This window comes from Aggregatilinea sp. (genome assembly GCF_036822615.1).
Lineage (GTDB): Bacteria > Chloroflexota > Anaerolineae > Aggregatilineales > Aggregatilineaceae > Aggregatilinea.
On sequence record NZ_DAISHJ010000014.1, the window covers coordinates 9,967 to 35,044 of the forward strand.

Here is a 25,078-nt window from a genome sequence, read left to right on the forward strand (position 1 = left end):
CTTCTTTATCCATATAATAAGGCTCTGACCGTAGGGTCATTTTGCCAGCCGGCCAATGGTAGTACGTTAGTCACGAAACCGACGGCACGGCTGCAAATGGCGATACAATACAATATCGACAATAGTATTTAATTCTTCCTTTATTCCGCCGACTATAACGCGAGCGGGTTGAAAGATGCGCTCAATCGGCTTGCCAACTCGACCATGAGCGGCATGAAGCGGGGGACTCAGATGTTGAAGCGATCTTATGGTTTCATGATACTCGTTGTTTGCGCGCTTGTTCTTGGCCTTGCGTCCGGGCCACAGTTTTTGAACAACGCAGCGCAGCCCGTATCAGCAGCGGCCAGCGATGCCGGCCAGCGTATCGCCACCAACGAGGCGGCACGCGATGCCTATGGGGTGCTCCCACTCGCTTTTGAGCCGAACGTCGGGCAGGTAGGCGCAGACGCCGAATTCATCGCGTCTGGCGCGGGCTACAGCCTCGCCCTTTCCGGCGGCCAGAGCGTGTTGGTGCTCCAGCAGGCAGCCGGAGCCGATCCGGCAGTGGTCACGATGCGGCTGGTGAATGGCAGCGCCGACGCGCAGGCTTCCGCGGAAGCCCTGCTGCCGGGCGTCAGCCACTACTTCATCGGCAGCGATCCGGCGCAGTGGTATACGGACATCGCACACTACGGTCAGGTCCGCTATACCGGCGTCTATCCCGGCATCGACCTGCTCTACTACGGCAACCAGCGCCAGCTCCAGTATGACTTTATCGTCGCGCCGGGAGCGTCGCCCGACGCCATCCGACTCGGCTTCGACGGCATCACAGGGCTGCACCTGGACGCAAACGGCGATCTCGTGCTGCAAGTGGGCAGCGGGGTCTTGAGACACAAAGCCCCATACACCTACCAGAACCTGAACGGCAAACGGATCTCAGTGGAGAGCCGTTTTGTGCTGTTAAGCGATGGTGAAGTCGGCCTTGTTGTGGGCGAATACGACCACACCCAGCCGCTGATCATCGACCCGACCCTGGTCTACAGCACCTACCTGGGCGGCTCGCTGAACGACAGCGCGCGCAGTATTGCCGTCGATGGCACGGGCGCAGCCTACATCACCGGCTACACCACCAGCACGAACTTCCCCGGCGCGTCCGGTACGCCGCCCGCGGGTCAGAACATTTTCGTGACGAAGCTCGACCCGGCGGGCGCACTCGTGTACACCACCATCATCGGCGGTACAAGCAACGACACTGGGACGAGTATTGACGTCGATGCCGCGGGCAACGCGTACGTCGCGGGCTACACCAGCTCGACCGACTTCCCCAACACGGGCGCCTATCAGGCTGCGTCGGGCGGCGGCAGAGATGCGATCTTCGTCCGCCTCAGCGCGGCGGGCGTGCTGAACTACGGCACGTACCTCGGTGGCGCGGGCACGGATGAAGCCGCCGACATCGCCTATGACGGAACGGCAGCGTACCTTGTCGGTACGACGACCTCGACGTCTTTCGCAGGCCAGACCCGCGCATCCGCCACGCCGAGCGATGCATATGTGGTGCGGATCGCTCCTGGCAGCGCCCCCACGTATGTCACGATCCTGGGCGGCACGGATCAGGAAATCGGGTTTGGCATCGCCGTGGATGGCGCAGGCAGCGCCTACGTCACCGGCTCGACGCTCTCTTCGAACTTCCCCACCACCATTGCGGGCAACGCCTCGCATGGCGATTTTGACGTCTTCATCACCAAGCTCGATGCCGCCGGTACGTGGACCGGCGCGGGAGCGTACAGCCGCCTCTGGGGTGGCAGTCAGGCCGATGACGGCTTCGGCATCGCCGTTGACGCGTCGGGCAGCGCCTACGTCGTCGGTACGACGATCTCGAGCGATGCTTACTCGTCGGGCGCGCTGACCTACGACACGACGCTAGCCGGGTCGAGCGATGCCTTCCTGCTCAAGCTCAATGCTAGCGGCAGCACGGTCCTTTACAACACCTATCTCGGCGGCGTCTCGGGCGACATGGCCGAAGATGTCGCCGTCGATACGCTGGGCAACGCCTACATCGTTGGTATGACCAACACGCTCGGCTCCACGCCCAGCTTCCCGCAGAAGAATCCGCTGGTGCTGTCGCCCAACGTACAGCGCGGCGCGGATGACGCCTTCGTCACCAAGATCGATACGACCCTGGGCGGCACGCAGTCGCTGGCCGAAAGCACGACCTACGGCGGCGCGGGTGCCGATCACGGCTACGGGATCGATGTCGATGCCAGCGGCAACATGTACATCGCGGGCGAGACCTCCTCCACGCTGATCGACCTGCTGGCCCCCGCCGATGGCAGCGCGACGCCGCCGGAAGGTTTCGTCGCCAAGTTGAGCGTGCCGCGGCAGGTGATCATCACCCGCACGTCAGGCTCGGTGGATGTGCGTGAAGCCACGCCTTCGACCAGTCTCGACCAGGACACCTATGTCGTAACCCTCAGTGCCCGGCCCGCCTCGGACGTGGTCATTGACCTGTCCACCGGGACGCAGCTTGAAATCAGTACGAACGGCTCAACGTTCGGCACCACCGCGACCGTAACCCTGACTTCCTCCAACTGGAGTTCAGGCGCGCAGGTGTGGGTGCGCGCCGTGGACGATGCGGCGATCGAAGGTCCGCACACGTCCACCATCACGCACACCATCAACGCGGCGGCCACGGACGACAGCTACGACGCGGCGACCTTCCAGGTAGACGCGCAGCCGCCGGTTGCGGGCCCGCTGGACCTGACCGTTTCGATCACCGACAACGATCTGGCCGCGGTCATCATCAACCCGACCAATCCGACGGTCGCTGAGCCGAACGGCTCGCAGAACGTCACCGTCACGCTGGGCAGCCAGCCCGCTGCTGGCACGGATGTCACCGTAACCTTCACGGCCCCGGTGAGCAATCCGGCCTGCGAAGTCACCGCACCCGGCACCGCCGTGCTCGACAGCACGAACTGGAACACCGGCGCGAGCATCACCGTGACGGCCATCGACGACAGCGCGATCAACCCGAACGGGTTCCGTGACTGCCTGCTGACTACCTCGCTGACCAGCGCCGACCCGAACTACTCAAGCATCGATCCCGACGACGTAACGGTCACCGTCACCGACAATGACGGCCCCGGCATCGACGTGCTGCCCACCACGGTCAGCGTGATCGAGCCGAACGAAACCGCGACCTTCATCATCCGTCTGCGCAGCCAGCCTGCCGCCAACGTGACCGTGCCGCTGACCACTGACCCGACCAGCGCCTGCTCGGTCAGCCCGGCATCCGCCGTGATCTCGAGCACCGGCACCGCGTGGCAGACCGGCGTCTCCGTCACGGTAACCGCCGTCGATGACAACAGTGTCAACACCCCGGATCGCACCTGTACCGTCATCACGGGTGATCCGGCCAGCCCCGACGTGAACTATAACGCCCTCGTGGCGGCGGATGTCGCTGACGTGACTGTGACCGTAGTCGATAACGACACGGCGGGCATCGTCGTCAGCCCCACCAGCATCACGGTGAGCGAATCGGGCACGTCCAGCAGCTTCACCGTCTCACTGACCAGTCGGCCCACCAATCCGGTGACGGTCCCGCTGTCCACCAGCAATACCCAGTGCGCCGCGCCGACCGAGGTGATCATCCCGGCGGCGAGCTGGCAGGCGGGCGTCGGCGTCACGGTCACCGCCGTCAATGACGACATCGACGATGGCGATCAGCCCTGCACGGTCATCACCGGCGATCCGACCAGCACCGATCCGGACTACGCCGATCCCGCGCTCAACCCGGATGACGTGGACGTGACCGTCGAAGACGACGACACGTCTGGCTTCACCGCCTATCCGCCCACCGTCACCGTGGACGAGCCGAACGGCAGCGCGTCCTTCAATATCCAGCTCAACACGGAGCCGACCGCCGACGTAACGGTCAGCTTCTCCTCGACCGATACCACCGCCTGCACGGTCAGTCCCTCGACGGCAACGTTCACCGCTGCCGACTGGGACACGCCGCAGTCGATCACCGTGACCGCCGTTGACGACGACGCGGTGAACGATCCGGCCCGCACGTGCACCGTGGCGATCGATCCCGACACGACCACGGCGGACGCCACCTACAACGGTCTGGACCCGGACGACATCACCGTGACGGTGACCGACGACGACCAGCCGGGCTTCACCGTAAGCCCCACGGCGATCTTCCTCGTGGAATCGGGCAGCGGCTCGACCGATGACTTCACGGTCCGCCTCAACAGCCAGCCCTCGGTGGATGTCACGATCGCTGTGACCCCGTCCGACACGAGCATCTGCACCATCAGCGCCGCGTCGCTGACCTTCACGAACGCGACCTGGGATACGCCGCAGATCGTCACCGTGACCGCCGTCGATGACGCCGCGGTAAACGGTGCGCCGCGCGTGTGCCAGGTAGTTCTCGATCCGCCCACCCTGCCGACCGATCCCGCTTACGAATCGCTCGATCCGGAAGACGTGACCGTCACCGTGACCGACGACGAAGCGGCGAGCGTCACCTTGAGCCGCACCACGCTCACCGTGACCGAAGGCCAGCCGGGTGCGCCGTTCACCGTGCGCCTGAACACGCAGCCGACCGGCGACGTGACCATCAGCCTCGCGCCGGTGGGCAGCGACTGCACGGTGAGCACGAACACGCTCACCTTCACCGACACGACCTGGAACGTGGCCCAGTCTGTGACCGTAACCGCAGTGGACGACTCGTCCATCGAGCCGACCGAAACCTGCATGATTACGACCACGGCAGCCAGCACCCTTGACACGACCTACAACGGCATCGCCGTGCCGGACGTGACGGTCACCGTGCTCGACAACGACACGCCGGGCATCATCCTGCCCTCCGCGCTGACGATTGCCGAGCCGAACCTGGGCGGCAGCTTCAACGTTCATCTGGCGACCCAGCCCACCAACACCGTCACCCTGGCGATGCACTCGTCCGATACGACGATCTGCACCGTCCCGGCCACGGTCACCATCCCCGTGGGAAGCTGGCAGACCGGCGTCCTGGTCCCGGTGACCCCGGTGGACGACTCGCTGATCAACTCGCCCGCGCGGACCTGTACCGTCATCACGGACGGCGCAACCAGCCCGGACGGCAACTACAACAATATCCCCGGCAGCGAAATCGGTGACGTGACGGTAACCGTCACGGACAACGACAGCGCCGGTGTGACGCTGAACAAGACCGACCTGACCGTGGTCGAGCCGACCGGCTCCACGACCTTCACCGTCGTGCTGACCAGCCGCCCGACCGCCGATGTGAGCTTCAACATCTCGACGGGCGCTGACTGCACCGCGAGCCTGTCCACGCTCACCATCGCGCCCGCGTCCTGGAACACGCCCCAGACGGTGACGATCCAGGCCGTGAACGACAGCATCATCAATGCGGGCGGCCAGCGCACCTGTACCGTAACGACCTCGACCACCACCAGCACGGACGGCAACTTCAACAGCCTGCCGGTGAGCGATGTCACGGTGCACGTCATCGACGACGACGTGGCGACGATCAACGTTCAGCCCGCGTCCGTCACGGTCAGCGAACCCGCCAACACCACCACCTTCACCGTCACCCTCGGCAGCCAGCCGATCGGCGCGGTGAGCGTAGGCATCACGTCGTCCGACACCACCGCCTGCACCGTCAGCCCGGCCAACGTCAGCCTCGACGACACGACCTGGCAGACCGGCGCGCAGGTCACGGTGACGGCAGTCGATAACAACATCCTGGATAACCCGGCGCGCACCTGCACCATTCAGACCGCCGCCGCCACCAGCACCGACACGAATTTCGCGGGCATCGATCCTATCGATGTCGCCGTGACGGTGCTCGACAACGAAGCCGCCTCGGTGATCATCCCGATCACCGAACTGACCATCAGCGAGCCGAACGGCTCCGCCACGTTCACCATCCAGTTGGGCAGCCAGCCGACTGCGCCCGTCACCATCGCGCTCAGCCGCTCGGACTCGTCCGAGTGCTCGCTCGGCCCGATCGGCGTGCCCACGACCTCCATCACCATCCAGCCCGCCGAATGGACGGGCAAGACGGTGTTAGTCCGCGCTGAAGACGACGTGCTGATCGACGGGCCGCAAACCTGTACCGTCATGACCGGCACGACCACCAGCACCGACGTGGCCTACAACGGCCTGACCGTGGATAACGTCGTGGTCACGTTGAACGACAACGACGCCGCCGGGCTGGCCGCCAACGCGACGACCCTGGGCGTCATGGAACCCAACGGCTCGACGCAGTTCTACATCCAGCCGCTGACCCAGCTCACCGAAGACGTAACGGTCCCGCTCGAAACGGACGATCCGACGGTCTGTACCGTCAGCCCGACCGACGTGGTGATCCCGGCCTCGGCGTGGGCCTCCGGTGTACCGGTCACCGTCACCGCCGTGGACGACGAAATCCTGAACGCGGGCGGCACCCGGACCTGCGTGGTTCGTTCGGCTGGCCCCTCGACCAGCCCTGACACGAACTACGAAGGGCTGACGATCGGCGACATCACCGTGACGGTGTACGACAACGACCTCGCGCAAGTGATCGTCGATCCGACCGATATCATCGTCTTCGAGCCGAACTCGACCAACACCTTCACCGTCCGGCTGGCGAGCCTGCCCACGGGCAACGTCTCGATCCCGCTGTCGACCAGTCCGGCATCAGGCACCTGCACCATCTCGGCCACCAGCATCGAGCTGAACCCGACGAACTGGCAGACGGGCCAGACGGTCACTGTGACCGCCGTGGACAATGCCACGACCGACGCGGGCGGCCAGCGGCTCTGCACAGTTGCGACCGGCGATCCGTCCGGCGAAGACGCGAACTACGCGGCGCTCGGCGCAGGCGATGTGGATGACGTGGCGGTTACGGTCATCGACAACGAAACGCCGCAGGTCGTCGTGAGCCGCAGCACGGTCACGATGAGCGAGAACAACGCGACCGCGACCTTCACCATCCGGCTGACGAACACCCCCACCGCCAACGTGACGGTTGGACTGAGTTCGTCCGATACCTCAAGCTGCACCGTGTCGCCCTCGACCGTGACGCTCACCCCGACCGATTGGGACGGGTCCGGCGCGGCCTCCCTGGTGACGATTACCTCGGTGGATAACTCCATCGACGATCAGCCCAACCGGAGCTGCACCATCATCACCGGCAACACGAGCAGCACCGACTCGAACTACTCGAACAAGGTCGTGGGCGACGTCACCGTGACCCTGACCGATGACGATGTGGCCGCGTTCGTTGTGGCGCCGACCACCATCAACATCAACGAAGGCAGCCCGGACACGACCTTCACCGTCGCGTTGGGCAGCCGCCCGACCGCCGACGTCCAGGTGACCGCAACCTCGCCCGATCCGACGCTGTGCAGCGTCAGCCCGGCGAGCACGATCATCACGCCCGCGAGCTGGCAGACTGCCGCCACCTTCACCGTCACCGTGCCCGATAACAGTACGTTCGACGGCACGCGGCACTGCCTCATCGACGTGGCGCGCACCAGCATCGACCCGGTTTACAACACCCTGGCGATCTCCGACGTGCTGGTGATCGTCAGCGACGACGAAACCGCCGACATCCTGGTAGCTCCCACGTCGCTGTCGCTCTCCGAGCCGTCCGAGAGCGGGACGTTCACCATCAGCCTGACCAGCCAGCCGACCGCCGGTGTGACCATCAACATGTTCTCGATGGACACCACCGAGTGCACCGTCTCGCCGAGCGCAGTCACGCTCGACGACACGACCTGGACCGGCCAGTCCGTGACCGTCACCGCCGTCGATGACTCGCTCGTGGATGGTCCGCAGACCTGCACCATCCAGCTTCAGAGCGCGATCAGCACCGATCCGAACTACAACGGCGACAACCCGCCGCAGGTCAGCGCGACCATCGCCGACGACGACGCGGCAGGTATCACCGTCAGCGCGCCCACTCCTGCAACTGTGAGCGAGTCGGGTACGCAGGCGACCTTCACCATCGCCCTGACCAGCCAGCCGACGGCGTTCGTCAACATCGCCGTGACTTCCTCGACGCCCGACGAATGTACGGTCGTCAGCACCAGCCCGGCCCACCTCGACGCGACCAACTGGCAGACCGGCATCACCATCACGGTGCGCGGCGCCAATGACACCGAAGTGGACGGCACGCAGACCTGTACCATCACGACGGGAGACGCGGTCAGTACCGACACGGTCTACAACGGCATGACGGTCGCTGACGTGACGCTCAGCGTCACTGACAATGACACGGCGGGCGTTGTGGTCGATCCGACGACCCTGACGATCGATGAAGGCAGCACGGGATCGTTCAACATGCGCCTGACCGCGCAGCCGACCCAGCCGGTGACCATCGCCCTGGCGACCTCTAACAGCCAGTGCGCGCTGGACACGGGTGTGTCCTCCGTCACGCTGACCGGCACCAACTGGATGACCGGCGTCTTCGTCAACGTCAACGGCGTCAGCGATGGCGTGGTGGACGGCAACCAGACCTGTACCGTCACGACCGGAACGGTCGTCAGCGGCGATCCGAACTTCAGCGGCAACCCCGCCGATGTGGTGGTCACCGTTAACGACACGGACACGAGCGGCACGCCCGGCACCATCACCCCCGCGCCCGCCAGCCTGACGATCACCGAAGGCGGCAGCGCCAGCTTCAACTTGGTCATCGGCAGCGCGCCCACCGCCAACGTCACCGTCCCGCTGGGCCTGACCGGCGATCCGGCCTGCTCGCTGGGCGGCGTCACCTCGGTGCAGTTTACGCCGAGCGGCGCGACCAACCTGCCGGTTACGGTTCAGGTCGCAGACGACTTCATCTCGAACCCCGGCGGACGGACGTGCAGCGTTGTCGTTGGCGCGACAACCAGCACCGATCCTACTTATAACGGAGTCAACCCGGCGGACGTAACCGTGACGATCAACGACAACGAAGTGCCAGGCGGCACGGACGTACAGATTGATAAGACGGCGAGCACTGCCACTGCCGATCCGGGCAACCCGGTGACGTACACCATCGTCGTGACCAACAACGGACCTTCCGACGCGACCAACGTCACCGTGAGCGACGTGCTGCCCGCAGGCGTGACCTACACGAGCAGCACCGCCACCACCGGCACCTACAACTCCGGCACGGGCGCATGGCCGATCGGTGGCCTGACGGCGGGCAGCAGCGCGACGCTCACCATCCAGACGTCGGTTGCAACCGGTGCCTCGGGGACCATCACCAATACGGCGTCGGTCACGCTCACCGAAACCGATACGAACACGGCCAACAACTCCGACACGGCGGCCTTTGCGACCAGTGGCGGCAGCACCACGCTGACCATCACCAAGCAGGGCATCGACGTGAACGGCGACATCCTGGAAGAAGGCGACACCGTCGCCTGGATCATCTGCGTCACCAACGCCTCGGCGTCTACGGTGAGCGGCGCGGTCGTCACCGACACGATCGACACGTCCGTGCTCAACGCACCGGCGACGCTCTACACCGGCGTCCTGTCGGCGTGCCCCTCGACGGCCACGACGACCGGGCTGACGTCCCAGACGAATACTATGGGCGCGAACCTCACCGTTACGCTGCCCGACATCCCCGCCGGACAGGTCGGCGTGTTGTACTTCGAATCCGTCGTCCCACCGGGCATCACCGCCATCCCGACCACCGGCTACGCGGGCCTCGGCTTCGGCATGGTCCTGCCGCTGCTGGGCCTGGGTGGCCTCAACCGCCGCCGCGCGCGCCGCTGGCTGAGCCTGCTGATCGTGCTGGCGCTGTTCGGTGGCCTGCTTCTGGCCCCGGATGGTAAGCTGTTCGCGCAGGGTGGCGAAGAGGGCAGCGACCCCACCGCCACCCCCGAGCTGCCGTTCACCGAGCCGACAGCCCAACCACCAGCAGCGGAGCCAACCGCCCTGCCCCCGGCGGAAGAACCTCCGGCAGAACAGCCGCCCGCGGACGAACCGCCTGCGGAAGAATCCCCGGCTGCCGTTTCCACGGAAATGGCGACCGAAGCGGTAGACGAGCCGCTGGTCACCGAGGAGCCAACCCTCGAAACCGCGACGAGCAGCCCGACGCCGGTGCCTGTCGAGCCGGGCAGCCAGATGGAAATCTGGGTCGGCTTCGAGCTTTCCGAGCAAACCGGCACCTGGAACGGCTTCTGGGCCGAGTACGACTGGCCGCAGGCGTCGCAGGGCACTTACCTCTACTCGGTCGATGGCGATGCTTCCCTGACCTACGGCTTCACGGGCAAGGGCCTGCGCCTGACCTACCTGCGCGCGCCTAACCTCGGCATCTTCGACGTGTACGTTGACGACCAGTTGGTCGATACCATCGACGCATACAGCGACCAGATGGAAGTCAAGACCAGCCAGGACTATCTGTTCGGGCTTGGCGCGCACATGCTGCGCGTTCAGAACAAGGGCACAGCCAACGAAGCCTCGCAGGGCACGATGATCGCCCTCGACACGGTAACCGTGCTCCAGGTGCTGCCGAGCGCGCCCACAGCCACGCCGACAACGACGCCGACCCCGCTCCCGCCCGTGGAGGGCGAAACCCAGGCGCCTGCTGAAACGCTCGCCCCTGGCGAGACGGTGGAACCCACGACCGCGCTGGGCCTGATGACCTTCACGCCCGTGCCGACCGTCGTGCCGCCGACCAGCACCCCGACGGTCGAACCGTCGCCCACCCTGCTGCCGGATCTGGCCGAAGGCTGGTCGCGCTACGAGATCAGCTCGACGACGGTCCAGTTCGGCGGCCTGTGGGAAGAAATCCAGTCGTCCTTTGTCTCGTCCGGCAACTACGTCTACTCGCAGGACGGTCAGGCGAACGTCACCTTCCGCTTTGAAGGCGACTCCTTCCGCCTGCACTACCTGCTGTTCTGGAACTTCGGTTTCTTCCAGATCTACGCCGACGATCAGTTGATCGCCACGGTGGACAGCTACAGCGCCCAGAGCGAGCTGCTGACCACCGCCGAGTACAATCTGGCCTCTGGCCAGCACACCATCCGCATCCAGAACTCAGGCGGCGCGAACGAGCTGTCGCAGGGCCACATCATCGCCCTCGACGCGATCGACGTGCGCGGCACGCTGATCGCCCCGTCGCCCGCTACCCCTACGCCCACCCAGACCGACGAAGGCATGGTCGTTGTGCCGCCGACGGAAGTGGTCACCGAACCGGCAGTCACTGAGCCAGCCGGTGAGCCGATCACGCCTACGGCCACGTTCACCAGCACGCCGATGAGCGGCATCGATCTGGAAGATTCGGGCGTGCCGGAAGGCGGCTGGACGCGCTACGAAGTCGGCAGCGAGCAGGTCGCGCTGAGCGGCCTGTGGCAGTCGGTCGACTCCCCGAGCGTCTCCGGCGGTGCGTACTACTACTCCGAAGGTGCCGACGCCAGCGCGACGCTGAACTTCACCGGCGACGCGGCGCGCGTGAGCTACCTGCTGTACTGGAACTTCGGCATCTTCCAGATCTCCATCGACGGTGAGCCTGTCGCCATGGTTGACAGCTACCGTGAAGACGTGGCCGACGCGCTGAGCGCGACCTTCCACCTCGACGCCGGGCCGCACACGCTGACTATCCAGAACACCGGCCAGACCAACGCGTCTAGTGAGGGCGTGGTGCTGGCTCTGGACTACATCGACGTGCACGACGTCGTGGTCACCGATATCCCGAACCCCTCCGCGCCGCCCACCGAAGAAGTGGCGGGCGACGTGACACCGGAAGCGACTCTCGAAGCCACGGCAGAGGTCACCGCTGAAGTGACGGCAGAAGTCACCGCCGAGGCGACCGCGGAAGCCACGGCGGAGGTCACGCCGGAAGCGACCGAAGCCCTCGACCTGTTGCAAATCAGCGGCACGATCTGGATCGACGCGGACGCGGACAACCAGATCGGCGCAGGCGACCTGCCCGCCGTGGGCTACACGGTGAATCTGTACGTTGATGATGGCGACGTTGCCTTCGACCCGGCGCTCGACCTGTTGGCCGACACCCTGGTCACAGGCGACGACGGCCAGTATCTCTTCGACGTAGCGGAAGGCATCTACTGGATCGACCTGCCCGATTCGACCAATCCCATCTGGCAGCCGCTCCTGGTGTTCGCCCCCGGTGGCGAAGACATCCTTGAGCCGCTCGCCGGTACGCCCGAACAAGAGGCCGCACCGGGCGATCTGGTCGGTCTGGTCTTCAACGACAACGACGGTAACCGCCAGTGGGGCGGCGACATCGAATCGGGTATCCGCAACGTGGACGTTTACCTCTACGCGGATAACGGCGACGGGGCTTTCGACCGCGCCACCGATACCGAAGTCGGGCACTCCGTCGTCGGCCCGGACGGCCAGTACGACTTCCCGAACATGGAACCGGGCGTTTACTGGATCTGGCTCGACGAAAGCACCCTGCCTGCCAACTACATGGACACGGTTGCCACCGGTAACCACGGCAGCCAGAACCCGTCCCAGATCGTGATCGAGTCGGTCCCGGCGGGCGCGGACACCGCGACCCCGGTCCCGGCAGCGACCGAAGAAGCGGGTCCGATGGTGCTGCAAGTCGCCACCGCCGAGCCTGAAGGCGACGGCGCGGCGACCGGGCCGCAGGTCCTTGAAGGCCCGAGCTTCGCCTACACGGTGGACACCGACCACGACACGTCCCCGGACGGCGTGGAAGGCATCGGCGACCGCAACGACAACGGCACGCCCAACTATCTCGACCCGTTTGACCCGAGCGGTATCGTCTACGTGGGCGCGACGGGTGATCCGGTTGCCAACGCCCAGATCCGCCTTGTTTACTACCAGGGCGCGACCGCAGTCCTGGCCGATACCATCCAGGCCAACCCGCAGCTCACGGGCACCGACGGCAGCTACCGCTTCGACATCACGAGCGGCACGACCGACGGCGTTCCCGCCAGCGGCACACGCGAGTTCGTGTTGGAGCTGGTTCCTCCGCTGCCGACCGGGTACGACTTCCCGTCGGTGGATTACCCGCCGCAGGCTGGTGCGTTCGATGCCAGCCCGGTCGTGGGCAGCGGCCAGATCTCGGCGTCCAGCACGCCGCCGACCAGCCCGACCGATCCGCACGACTTCTACATGAACTTCATCATCGAGGCTGGTGACGACGCGATTGTGAACAACCACATCGCCATGGACGAGACCCTCGTGGCAGCCGCCATCACCACGATCAGCAACACCGCGTGCGTCAGCATCGGCGGTGTGGATCAGGGCTGCGCGACGGGTAATCTGGCCTACAACTCGGCGGTCACGTTCACCTTCACGCCCGTCAATCTGAGCCAGTCGGTGACGGCAGGCGCATCGTACACCTACACGCACACGCTGACCAACAACGGCACCGACCCCGACCAGTACATCATCGACGTGGTCGGCAGCACGGCGGGCTGGACCCAGACCGTCACGGTCAGCAGCGGCGGTACGGCGCTGACGACGCTCACCTCCGGCAGCGCGCCCTACACCACGCCGAGCGTGGCCGCGGGCGGCTCGCTGACCATCAGCTACCACGTGGTGGTTCCGGCGGCGTCCGGCAGTGTCACGGATGTCACAACCATCACAGCGACCAGCGTCGCGGGGACCAACCTGACCTCGTCGGTGACCGACACGACCACCGCCGTACCGACCACGGGCGGCTGCCTCCAGGGGCAGGTGTTCGCGGACGACAACGGCAACGGCACGCTCGACGCAGGTGAAGCCGTCTTCGGCAACACGCTGGTTTACATCTACAGCGGCGGCACGCTGATCACGACCGCGACGACCGACGCCTCGGGCAACTACAACGTCGCCAGCCTGTCCGCCGGGAACTACACGCTCCAGGTGAGCCAGGTGACTCTCAGCGGCGCGATCCTCTTCGACCCCGGCACGCAGCTCAAGACGGTGACGGTCGGCGTCAGCGGCGGCTGCGCGAGCGGCACGATGGGTCTGGTCATCACAGACCCGGCGGTCCTCAAGTCGGCGTCCGTAAGCCAGGCCGCGCCGGGTGAACAAGCCACCTTCTACATCTCGGTGAGCAACCCGTACGCGTCGACCATCAACAACGTCGTGATCGTAGACCCGCTCAACAGCACGTTCGTCTACGTCTCGTCCACGCAGTCGCAGGGCACGTCCGCCTTCGACGCCACGACGAACTCGGTCACCTTCAGCCTGGGCTCTATCGCCCCCGGCACGACGGTCTCGATGAGCATCACCGTCAGCATCGCCACGACCGCCGCGCCCGGCAGCACGATCAACAACGTGGCGCAGATGAACTACGCGGGCGGCGCAGCCCAGACGTCGGCAGCCGCGTCGGTAGCCATCATCGCGCGCGTGACCAGCGTCACGCCGACGCCCACGGTCGCGCCGACCGCCACGGCAACCGGTCCGCTGACGGTCGCGGGTGGCAGCGGCTACGGCAGTGGTCCGAGCCTCCTGCCCAGCACCGGCGATCAGCCTCATTTTGACCTGGTGCTGCCCACCCGCGCCGCTGGCGACGGGAACGGCTCCGGCGCGCGGACCGTCGCAATGGTGCTGGCCCTGATCGTCCTGGGCGTCTGCATCCTCTGGGGCGCTCTGCAGGTCCTGGCCGAATATCGCAGCGACCGCCTTGCGGAAATCCTGCCCAAGCCCCGCCGCTGGATGGTGGGTCTGGTCAGCCTTGTGGCCGTCGCATCCCTCGTCATCGTCGGGGTGCTGCTGGTCACGGGTGGATCGGACGACAACCAGCCCGCGAACCAGGGCGACGAACAGGTTTCTCAGCAGCCGCAGCAGTCTCAGCCCTCCGATCAGGCGCAGCAGCCGGACGGCGCGGAATCCGCGCCCGACTACAGCGCGCCCGTCGGGACCTGGGCCGATCTGCCGGTCGCGTGGGAAAATGATCAGGGTGAATCCGGTGCGGATAAGGTGGGGCACTTTGCCCCACCCGATATCCCGGCCCAGCGCCTCATCATCCCGCGCATCGGCATCGATACCACCCTGGTGGATGCGCCGGTCGTCGGCCACACCTGGGACGTTTCGACCTTCACCAACGAAATCGCGCATCTCGACGGAACGGCCTATGCGGGCACGGTGGGTAACGCCGTGTTCGCCGGGCACATCTATCACGGAACCGGCCCCGGCCCGTTCCGCAATCTCAACCAGCTTGAAGTCGGTGACCTGATCGTCGCGCGCGGCAAGGGTGTGGAATACACCTATGTCGTGTCCTCGGTCCGCGAAGTGGACCCCGACGCGGTAGAAGTCACCTATCCGAGCAATCAGGCGATGGTCACGCTGCTGACCTGCGCGGACTGGGACAGCGACACCTGGACCTACGGCCAGCGCCTCGTCGTGCGCGCGAAGTTCCAGAGCTGGCGCAAAACCGGTGACGAACAGCTCACCGCGCCGCCCGCCGGAAGCTGGACCCGCTACGAAGTCGGCCAGAGCGGCACGAAGATGAGCGGCGACTGGGAAAAGGGCCTCTCCGAATACACGTCGAGCGGCGACTACTACTTCAGCACCGAGAAAAACGCGAGCGTCACGCTGAAGTTCGACGGCGAGAAGGTGCGCCTGCACTATCTCGACTACTGGAACTTCGGCACGTTTGAAGTCAGCATCGACGGTGAGACCGTCGCCACGATCGACAGCTTCAACAACGTGAGCCGCATCGAGCAAAGCGATATCTTTTTCGTGGAGCCGGGCGAGCATACGCTGAAGATCAAGGCGACCGGCACGGCCAACGCCTCGTCGCAGGGGCATGCCGTCGCCATCGACTCGATCGACGTCTACGCGTCGAAGTAATCTCCGCAGCAAGCAGTACAACAGGGGGCGTGCCAAGTGTGACACGCCCCCTGTTTTTGTTTCCCCCGGCGAGGCACCTATAATGGAATAGCTTGAACGGCGTGGCGCGCGTGAGGAGGCTCAAGGGATGGTGCGGCGCAGTCTAGGGGTTTGGGTCGCGCTCGTGTGCGTGGTGACGCTGCTCGCCGCCGGTCCGCGCCCGGCAGCCGGACAGGGTGGCAGCGCGGCGGACTGGACGGCGGATTTTCACCCGGCGATGCTGCCCGCCTACGAGGGCGACATGAAGTTTTACAGCGCCGCCCCACGTTACGCCATCGCGCTAAATATCGCACCCGGCGAGGATGAAACGCTTGTCAGCGGCCAGCAAACCGTCCTCTACACCAACAGTCTCTCGCAGCCGCTCGACACGATCGTGTTCCGCCTCTATCCCAACCTGAACAGCTACGGCGCGCAGATGTCCGTAGGCGAGATCACCACCGACGGCGGCGCGGCGATCAAACCCGCCCTGGACGACACGCGCACCGTCCTCACCGTGACGCTGCCCGCCGCGCTGCAGCCGGGCGCGCAGATCACATTGACCATGCCGTTTGCCATCACGATCGCCAACGACTCGCGCGACCTGTACGGGCAGTTCGGCGTGCTGGGCGGCATCCTCGCCCTGCCCAACGCCTACCCCGTCCTGTCCGTTTACGAGCCGGGCAAAGGCTGGTGGCAGGAGATCGATCACCCGCGCGGCGATGCCGTATTCAGCGAAACGGCCTTCTACGACGTGCGCGTTACCGCCCCCGCCGATCTGATCCTGGCCGCCAGCGGCTCCGAGATCGACCTCACCGCCAACGACGACGGTACGCTGACGCACCGCTTTGTCGCGCCGCTCATGCGCGATTTTTCGCTGTCGGCCAGCGCGCGCTACGTCACCCTGACCGGCGAGCAGGACGGCGTGCTGATCCGCCTGCTGTACGATCCCGCCCCCGACGGCGCACTGGCCGCCACGCAGCACGGGATGCAGATCGCCCGCGACGCGCTGCGCATCTTCAACGAGGTATTCGGCCCGTACCCCTTCGCGGAACTGGACATCGCGCAGACGCCCAACTCGGCGGGCGGGCTGGAATACCCCGGCCTGATCGTCCTCAACGGCGATGTGTGGGCGGCGGATACGGACTATTTCACGTTCCTGATCGTGCATGAGGTCGCGCACCAATGGTGGTACAGTCTCGTTGGCAACGACCAGATCCGCCATCCGTGGATCGATGAAGCGATGGCGCAGTATTCCGTCGCGCAGTACATCCTGGCGACCGAAGGCCAGGACGCCTACGATGCCGCGCTGGAAAGCTTCCGCACGCAGTACGAGCTGTTCGCGGAGACGGCGGGCGACAACCCGATCGGCCTGCCCGTCTCCGCCTATCCCGATCAGGAAACGTATTGGGCCCTCATCTACCAGAAGGGGCCTGCGTTTTTTGCCATGCTCGAAGACCGCTACGGCCACGACGCCATGATCTCGTCGCTGCGCACCCTCTTTGCCACCCACCGCTACGGCATCGCCACGCCGGAAAGCGTGCAGTCCACCTTCGAGCAGACGCTCGGCGTCGATCTGGACGCGGCATTCGCGGAATGGGTAGGTGGCTTTCCGGTCGGCTGAGATGGGAATCAAAAGCGGGCGAGCCAAGATTGCTCGCCCGCTCGCCTGGTTTACAAAGGCCCCGCCTTGCGGCCCGTTACGCGTCCGCGTTACGCAGCATCGGCGAACAGCCCGCCGTGCCGCACAGAGAATTTGCTTCCGCGCGGGAAGCGCTCGTTTTTACGGCAGCAGGCTCAGCGGTGAGCCGCTCGCGGCGCGCACCCGTCGTGCCGCTGGTAAATACCTCGCCGGTGAGCATCATAGACACCGGCTGCTGAAGCTCACCATCCACCATTTTCAGCCACTGCCCCGCCTTGCGATCCAGTTTATCCAGCATTTTCATCGTCCGTCCTCGCTGCCAGTCAATGATGACACCATCATAGATCGCGGGCGGTGGTAGCCGGATCACCCCAAAGTGGTAACTTGAATGTTTTACGGGGGGTATTCCAAAGTCGGGTTTCCCTCTCTCCAACTTGATCGGAAAGGGGGATGCAATGCAGGGGCTGAGGTCTGCCCCTGCGTTTCGTTCCCTTACAGCAAATTGAACTTTGCCGCTTGCGCCAACGCCTGCGTACGGCTGTTGACGTCGAGCTTGCCGTAGATGTTGCGCGTGTGCACCTTGACCGTACCGACCGACAGCGACAGGCGCTCCGCGATCTCGCGGTTGGACAGCCCCTGCCCGATCAGGTCCAGCACTTCCAGTTCGCGCGGGCTGAGGGGTTCCACCAGCGGCTGGTTCGCAGGCTCCATTACGCGCACGCTGTCCGCCTCGCCCAACAGCATTCGGACCGTGCTTTCGAGATCCAGGTGGCTGCCCCGCTCCTGGGCCGCCTGGAAGGCGGCGGCCCCCAGATGCGTTTCCAGATCGGCGCGCAGGCGGTTCAGCAGCGCCCAGTGGTGAAGCCACCCGTTGGTCCACTCCGGCTGGCCGAACGCCAGTCCCAGCAGTTCGGCGGCGGAGTCGTACGCACCCTCGTGTGCCCGTGCCGCCGCTTCGAGCGCCAGGATCACCGACGCCGGACCGGGATCGTCGCGTCGCTCCCAGCACAGCGACGGGTAGCTGGCGCGCATCGCCTCGTACTGGCCCAGGCCGCACATCGCCGCCGCACGTCCCCAAAGCGCAGCCACGTCGTTGTAGCCGAAAAACGGCTCCAGCGAGATGGCATAGTTTTGCAGCGCGAGTTCTTCTCCGCAAAGGTAATCTTCTTCCATCACGCTGTGCATGAAGGCCAGAATCCCCGTAGAGAGCATCTTGGCGTCCAGGCTGCTCGTTTCGTGCGCCAGCTCGTACATTTCCTCGGCCAGCGCGCGCGCTTCGTCCAGGTTGCCTTTCAGCATTTCCAGCGCCGCCATTTTGAACAGCGCCTGCAAAATACCTTTCAGGCTGCCGATCTCGCGCATCAGCGCCAGTCCCTCGCGGATGTACTGCTCGCACGTCTGGTAATCCAGATCGGTCAGCATCGCCTCGGAGAGGTTGAGCATGATCCACGCAATCCCGTTGCGATCCCCGATCTCGCGCCGCAGTTCGAGATTGCGCAAAAGAATTTCCGTGCCTTTGACTCTGTGGCCGTCATAGATCGAGGACGACCCCTGCCATACGTACGCTTCCGCCATGTAGAACGGATCGTTCAGCGTCTCCTGAATCTCGTAACTTGCCCGGAAAAACGCATCAGACTCGGCTTGAGCGTCACAGCAGCCCAGGTTCGATTCCCACACGCTGACGATGCCCGCTGTCAGCAGGCAGAACCCGGTTTCGGCACGGTCTCCCCGCTCGCGGGCGGCGCGCAAGCAGTCATCGATCTCGGCGCGCGGATCGATGTCGATCCGCATGTTTCCCAGCATGATCAGGCGCACCAGCCGCGCGCGAACGCGATCCCGCGCCCGCACCTGTTCCGCGCCCGTTTCCGGGGCCAGATGTGCGATCGTCGCGCGGAGCAGCTTCACGACCTCGTGATAGCGCCCGCGCATATCCGCGAAAAAGTGCAGCGACTCCACTGCGCGGTCCTGCGCCGCAACATAGCCCTGTTCCTCGGCCAAGTGCCACGCGTGGCGCACGTTTTTGAAATCGGCCTCGATCAGATTCAGGGCATTGATCTGCCCGTGAGACTTGATATCCGGCTCAAGCTTGTGCAGCATGCCGAGGTAGTAGTCGACGTACGCGCGCTGCACCGTCACTGTCTGGCCGGAGGCATCCAGCTGTTCCGCGCCATACTGCCGCAGAAGCTCGTGCACGCTGTACCGGCCCGTCTCGCTCAGCCGCACCAGCGACTTATCGACCAGCCCGGCCAGCCCGTTCAGCGACGCCCCCGCGACCACTTCCGCCGCTTCGCGCGTGAAGCCGCCGCGAAAGACCGACAGCTTGCGGAAGATGTCGCGCTCGTCGTCGTGCAGCAGCTCCCACGAGTGGCTGAACACCGAGCGAATGCTGCGATGCCGCTCCGGCAGGTTGCGCGAGCGCGTCGCCAGGATATCCATGCTGCGCCGGATCTCCTGCACGATGCCGTCCGGCTGAAGGGTCTTCAACCAGCCCGCCGCCAGTTCGATCGCCAGCGGCATGCCTTCCACCAACCGGCAGATCTCGGTCACGACCGGGCCATCTTCCGCCAGATCGAAGTCCCCGCGCACCCGCTGCGCGCGGTCCACGAACAACTGCACGGCGCTGTAACTTTCGAGCGGCTTGCCGTTCCCGCGTTCGGGATAGACCAGCCCCACGATCTGCCGCACCCATTCTTCCTGCAAATTGAGCGCCTCGCGCGACGTGGCAAGGATCTTCAGGCCGGTCGTCGCCTCCAAAATGTCGGAGACGAGGTCCACGCCGTCGAGCAGGTGCTCGAAGTTATCCATCACCAGCAGCATGCGCTTCGACTGTTTGTCGCGCAGATAGCTGAAGAACTGCTCGCGAGGATCTTTTGCCTCCGCCTGGAAGCGAAACGGGGTCGCGTCCGCGATAGCCGCCAGGATATCATCGGCGCGGCTCAACGCGGCCAGCGGCACGAAATACACGCCGTCGGGAAACACGTCGCTGAGGCGCTCGGCAGCTTCGATCGCCAGACGCGTTTTACCGATGCCACCCGGCCCCACCAGCGTCAACAAGCGGCAGGACGGGGTTGCCAACAGCGCGCCAATCTCGTCAATTTCCTGTGCGCGACCGACAAACGAAGTCGGCGGCAGTGCAAAACGGTGCATCCCAAAGCCCTGCCTTGAATACGAACACCATCTACAATTATACGGCAAAACCAGCGGCACGGAAGGGGAGAATTAAAACTTTTGTTCTAATTTTACAAGCTCGTTCTCGTTCGAAGGGTATCGTTTGTCGCTGGCGACATGAGAAGGAAAGCGGCAGTAGTGCGCGAGACCCGCGCCTGCCCCTGCCTCTATTGTCCTCGAATTTCCGCGCGCCGCAAAACCTGCCGTCCCGGGATCGGCTTTTGCTCGCGGGGGATGGTAAACTCTTGCACCGTCCCCGGACGCACCCGGTCTCCGGGCTTTTATCAGATACGCATCATGAAGGTCAGTCGTGATGAACCATACCGTCTATTGGACGTCCGAAAAACTTCACCGGCGTCTGTCTTTGATTGAGCCGCTCGTTTACCGTACCCGCCGCCCGCTGTCTCCGTTCCGCTATCAGGTCCTGTCTTCGCCGTCAGATCTGCCACCGGTTGGCGTGGAAGTCGATGACAGCGCGTGGCCCACAATCGCGCCGCACGACTATTGGGCCACCCCCGACACGAACTTTGTCCTGCGCACGGTGTTCGAGATCCCCGCCGAGTTCAGCGAGGGGGAGCCCGTCGCGCTGTTCCTGCCGCTGGGTGAAGCGGGCGATTTCAGCCACCCCGAAACGCTGGTCTTTATCGACGGCGAGCCGCTGGCGGCCAGCGACCGCAACCACCAGGAGGTCCGTCTTCCGGCCCGCTACTGCACCGGCCAGCGGCACGTCCTGGCCCTGCACGGCTGGTCCGGCAGCATCCACGGCAGAGGGCCGGAAACGCGCCTGCAAATGCGCCCCTGTGCCGTGGTGCGCATCGATCAGGCCGCGCGCAATTTCGTCGCCCTGACGCGAGTCGCGCTGGGCATTGCGGACCAGCTCGACGCGAACGATCCGGTCAAAAGCGCGCTGCTGAACGCGCTCGATGCCGCGTTTAAGATCCTCGATACGCGCGAGCCGTTCGGCGAGGCGTTTTACGACAGCATCCCGGCAGCGTACGCCAAGCTCAACGTTGGCATCTCCGCGGCGGGCGCGCCGCTGGACGTCTCGATCTCTGCCGCGGGCCACGCGCACATCGACGTCGCGTGGCTGTGGACCCTGGCGCAAACCCGCCGCAAGACGGGCCGCACCTTCCACACCGTCGCCCACCTGATGAACCAGTTCCCCGGCTACCACTTCACCCAGAGCCAGCCGCAGCTCTACGACTACATCCGCCAGGACTACCCCGCCCTGTTCGAGACGATCAAACAGCGCGTGGCGGAAGGCCGCTGGGAACCCATCGGCGGCATGTGGATCGAAGCGGACTGCAACCTCAGCGGACCGGAGTCGCTGGCGCGCCAGTTCCTGTTGGGGCGCTCGTTCTTCCGCGACCACTTCGGCCCCGACGCCGAATCGCCGGTGCTGTGGCTCCCCGACGTCTTCGGCTATACGTGGTCCCTGCCGCAGTTGATCAAGCTCGCCGGGCTGGACTATTTCTACACCATCAAGCTCGGCTGGAGCCAGTACAACCACATGCCCTACGACAGTTTCTGGTGGCAGGGCATCGACGGCACGCGCGTCCTGACGCACTTCAGCCCCAACGGCAACTACAACGCCGAGGCCACCCCGCGTGAGATCTTCGAGACGTGGCGCAAATTCCAGCAGAAAGCCGAGTCCAACAAGCTCCTGCTCTCCTTCGGCTTCGGTGACGGCGGCGGCGGCCCCACGCGCGAAATGCTCGAAAACATCCACGAGATGCAGAACTTCCCCGCCACGCCGCACACGGAATACGACACGGCGGGATCGTTCTTCGCGCGCCTCGAAGCCGAAGACGGCGAGCGCCTGCCGCTCTGGGATGGCGAGCTGTACCTCGAATACCACCGGGGCACCTATACCACCCAGTCCCGCAACAAGCGCGCCAACCGCAAGAGTGAATTCCTGCTGCACGACGCGGAATTTCTGGCGTCCCTCGCCAGCATCGCCGCGCCCGGCTACGAGTATCCCGCCGAGGCCCTGCGCGGCGCGTGGGAGACGGTATGCCTCAACCAGTTCCACGACATCATCCCCGGCAGCAGTATCCATGACGTATACGTAGATTCGCAGGCGCAGTATGCCGGGATCGCGCAGACCGGCGCGGACGTGCGCGACGCGGCGCTCGAAGCGCTGGCGGCGCAAACAGGCGGCGACGTGCTGCTGGCGAACCCGACCGCCTTCGAGCGTAACGATCTCGCGTGGTGGCCGGGCACGCTCCCGGCACGCCATCGCCTCGAAACCGCTGACGGCACGCCGCTGCCAACCCAGAGCGCAGAGGGCGGCACGTGGATCGCACCCGCCGCGCTGCCGCCCTTCAGCGTGACGCCGCTGGTGATCGCCCCCGGCGAGCCGCCCGCCGCCCCTGGCGATCTGGTCGCCGCACCGGACTGCCTCGAAAACGCCTATGTGCGCGTGGAACTCAACCCCGAGGGCGACATCACGCGCATTGTCGATAAGGTGGCGGGCCGCGACGTGCTGCCGCAAGGCGCGCTCGCCAACCAGTTCCAGGCCTTCGAGGATCGCCCGCTGAACTGGGATGCGTGGGACATCGACATCTTCTACGAGGACAAGCAGTGGACTGCCGATCCCGCCACATCCGTTGAGGTCGTCGCCGGTCCGCTTCGCGCGACGCTCAAGATCACCCGGCGCATCCTGCACAGCGAGTACACGCAGTGGATCTCGCTGGACCACAACAGCCCACAGATCCGCGTCGAAACGGACATCGACTGGCGCGAGCGCCACATGCTCCTCAAGGTCGCGTTCCCGGTCGAGATCCTCGCGCCGCAGGCCACCTACGAAATCCAGTGGGGCAACGTCCAGCGCCCCACGCACCGCAACACGAGCTGGGACTGGGCACGCTTTGAATCCGCCGCGCAGAAGTGGTCCGATCTCAGCGAAGGCGATTACGGCGTGAGCCTGCTCAACGACTGCAAATACGGCTACGACATCCACGCCAACGTCATGCGCCTGAGCCTGCTGCGCAGCCCCACCATGCCCGATCCCGAAGCGGACCAGGGCCGCCACCGCTTCGCGTACGCGCTGCTGCCCCACGCCGGATCGTGGCAGGGCCAGACGCCGCGCGCCGCCTACGCGCTCAACGATCCGCTCATCGCAGCAACCGGGCGCGGCGGCGCTCCCACGCCCCTGACGCCGCTGCTGGCTGTGGATGCGCCCAACGTGGTCATCGAAACGGTCAAGCGCGCCGAAGATGGGAACGGCCTCATCGTGCGCCTGTACGAAAGCCAGCGCCAGCGCGGCACGATCACGCTGACGGCGGGCTTCGATCTGCGCTCGGCGGCGATCACCAACCTGATCGAAGACGATCAGGCGGCGCTGCCCTGCGACGGGCGGCAGGTCACGCTGCCGGTCAAGCCTTACCAGATCGTCACGCTGCGCCTCGTCGCGGCACAGTAACGGACGCGAGAGGGGTGGGCGCACCCCGCCCCGTTTGTCTTTTCTCCCGCGTCCCAACCGAAACGGCCCCTCAGACTGAGTCTGAAGGGCCGTTTCAATGAGCGTGTTCACGGCTGTTCCGCCCGCTTGCGGCGGCGCTAACGCTCCAGCGCGGCGCGATCCCAGTTCCCCGGCACCGCCGCGGCTTCGTACGTCGTCTGTAAAAACGACATCAACATCTCGTCCGGCGAGGCCGCGCGGCGTACCGCCTCATAGGGCAGCAGGAATTCCCCGAACGCCGCATCATACGACGCTTCGGCGGGCTGGACCGGGTACGTCTTGAAGCCGTCCGGCTCCGGGTAGGCGTACGCGTAGAACGTCGGCGCGCCGGTCCCCGCGCCCGGCCAGAATCCGCACGAGCTGACCTCGTGCGAATACGCCTCGCGCATGACCCACGCCGCGACGTTCGGCCCGCCGGGATGCACCGGGGCGCGCCGTCCCGAAAATCGCGTCACGGCCAGATCGAAGCTGCCCCAGAAGAAGTGCACCGGGCTGACCTTGCCCGTAAACCGCGCGCTGAACGCCTTCAGAACGCGGTCCGCCTGCACGAGCACCTGCCAGTGCCGCCGCGCATACACGGGATCGTAGGCAGCGTGCGCGTAATCCTCGTCGAACGGCGTACGATCTTCGATCTCCACCGGCACGGGCCAGATCTCCACTTCGATCCCCAGCGCGCGCAGTTCATCCATCAGCGTGCGATAAAACACCGCGACTGCCATCGGCTGCAGCTCGAACGCGCGCCGCGTGCCCTCGCTGGTCGAAATCCGCAGCGCGTGATCGGTGAAATCGAAGTCGATCTCGAAACACCGCTCGCCGTAGGGGATCGGTGAGGTGGTCAGGCCGCGCGGCGTCACGTAGAGCGGCACCTGCCACCAGTGATTGCGCATCGGCGTCAGCGCCATGCGCACCTTGCCCACAATCTGAGTCCAGCGGTGCAGCGTCTCGTAGGTATCCTGCCACGCGTCCAGCGGAAGCGCGGGCCACAGTTCATCGTTAGGCGTTGAAACCGGTAGGGTGTCTGGCATGCAAATCCTCCGAATCGGCGTTCT

6 protein-coding genes are annotated in these 25,078 nt (G+C 65.2%); 3 read left to right on the forward strand and 3 right to left on the reverse strand.

Features of this window, described 5'->3' with window-relative positions:
* Window positions 1-309: 309 nt before the first annotated feature.
* Both V7116_RS06875 and V7116_RS06880 read left to right on the forward strand, forming a co-directional pair.
* Window positions 310-15,741 carry a DUF7948 domain-containing protein gene (locus V7116_RS06875; protein WP_324391155.1) on the forward strand — a complete coding sequence of 5,144 codons (15,432 nt, stop codon included), beginning with the start codon at window positions 310-312 and terminating at the stop codon, window positions 15,739-15,741.
* A gap of 127 nt (window positions 15,742-15,868) precedes the next feature.
* Window positions 15,869-17,380, forward strand: a complete 1,512-nt coding sequence (locus tag V7116_RS06880) for a M1 family metallopeptidase (protein ID WP_324391156.1) — start codon at window positions 15,869-15,871, stop codon at window positions 17,378-17,380.
* Between the two features lie 76 nt (window positions 17,381-17,456).
* Here V7116_RS06880 and V7116_RS06885 read toward each other — a convergent pair whose 3' ends face one another.
* Both V7116_RS06885 and V7116_RS06890 read right to left on the reverse strand, forming a co-directional pair.
* A complete protein-coding gene (locus tag V7116_RS06885; protein WP_324391157.1) occupies window positions 17,457-17,702 on the reverse strand; it encodes a hypothetical protein in 246 nt (81 codons plus the stop codon).
* 188 nt (window positions 17,703-17,890) lie between these two features.
* A complete protein-coding gene (locus V7116_RS06890; protein WP_324391158.1) occupies window positions 17,891-20,545 on the reverse strand; it encodes a LuxR C-terminal-related transcriptional regulator in 2,655 nt (884 codons plus the stop codon).
* A gap of 334 nt (window positions 20,546-20,879) precedes the next feature.
* Here V7116_RS06890 and V7116_RS06895 point away from each other — a divergent pair, with 334 nt between their 5' ends.
* Window positions 20,880-23,990 carry an alpha-mannosidase gene (locus tag V7116_RS06895; RefSeq protein ID WP_324391159.1) on the forward strand — a complete coding sequence of 1,037 codons (3,111 nt, stop codon included), beginning with the start codon at window positions 20,880-20,882 and terminating at the stop codon, window positions 23,988-23,990.
* Between the two features lie 137 nt (window positions 23,991-24,127).
* Here V7116_RS06895 and V7116_RS06900 read toward each other — a convergent pair whose 3' ends face one another.
* On the reverse strand, window positions 24,128-25,054 hold the full coding sequence (locus tag V7116_RS06900; RefSeq protein WP_324391160.1) for a DUF5996 family protein: 927 nt from the start codon (window positions 25,052-25,054) through the stop codon (window positions 24,128-24,130).
* Between the last annotated feature and the right edge of the window lie 24 nt (window positions 25,055-25,078).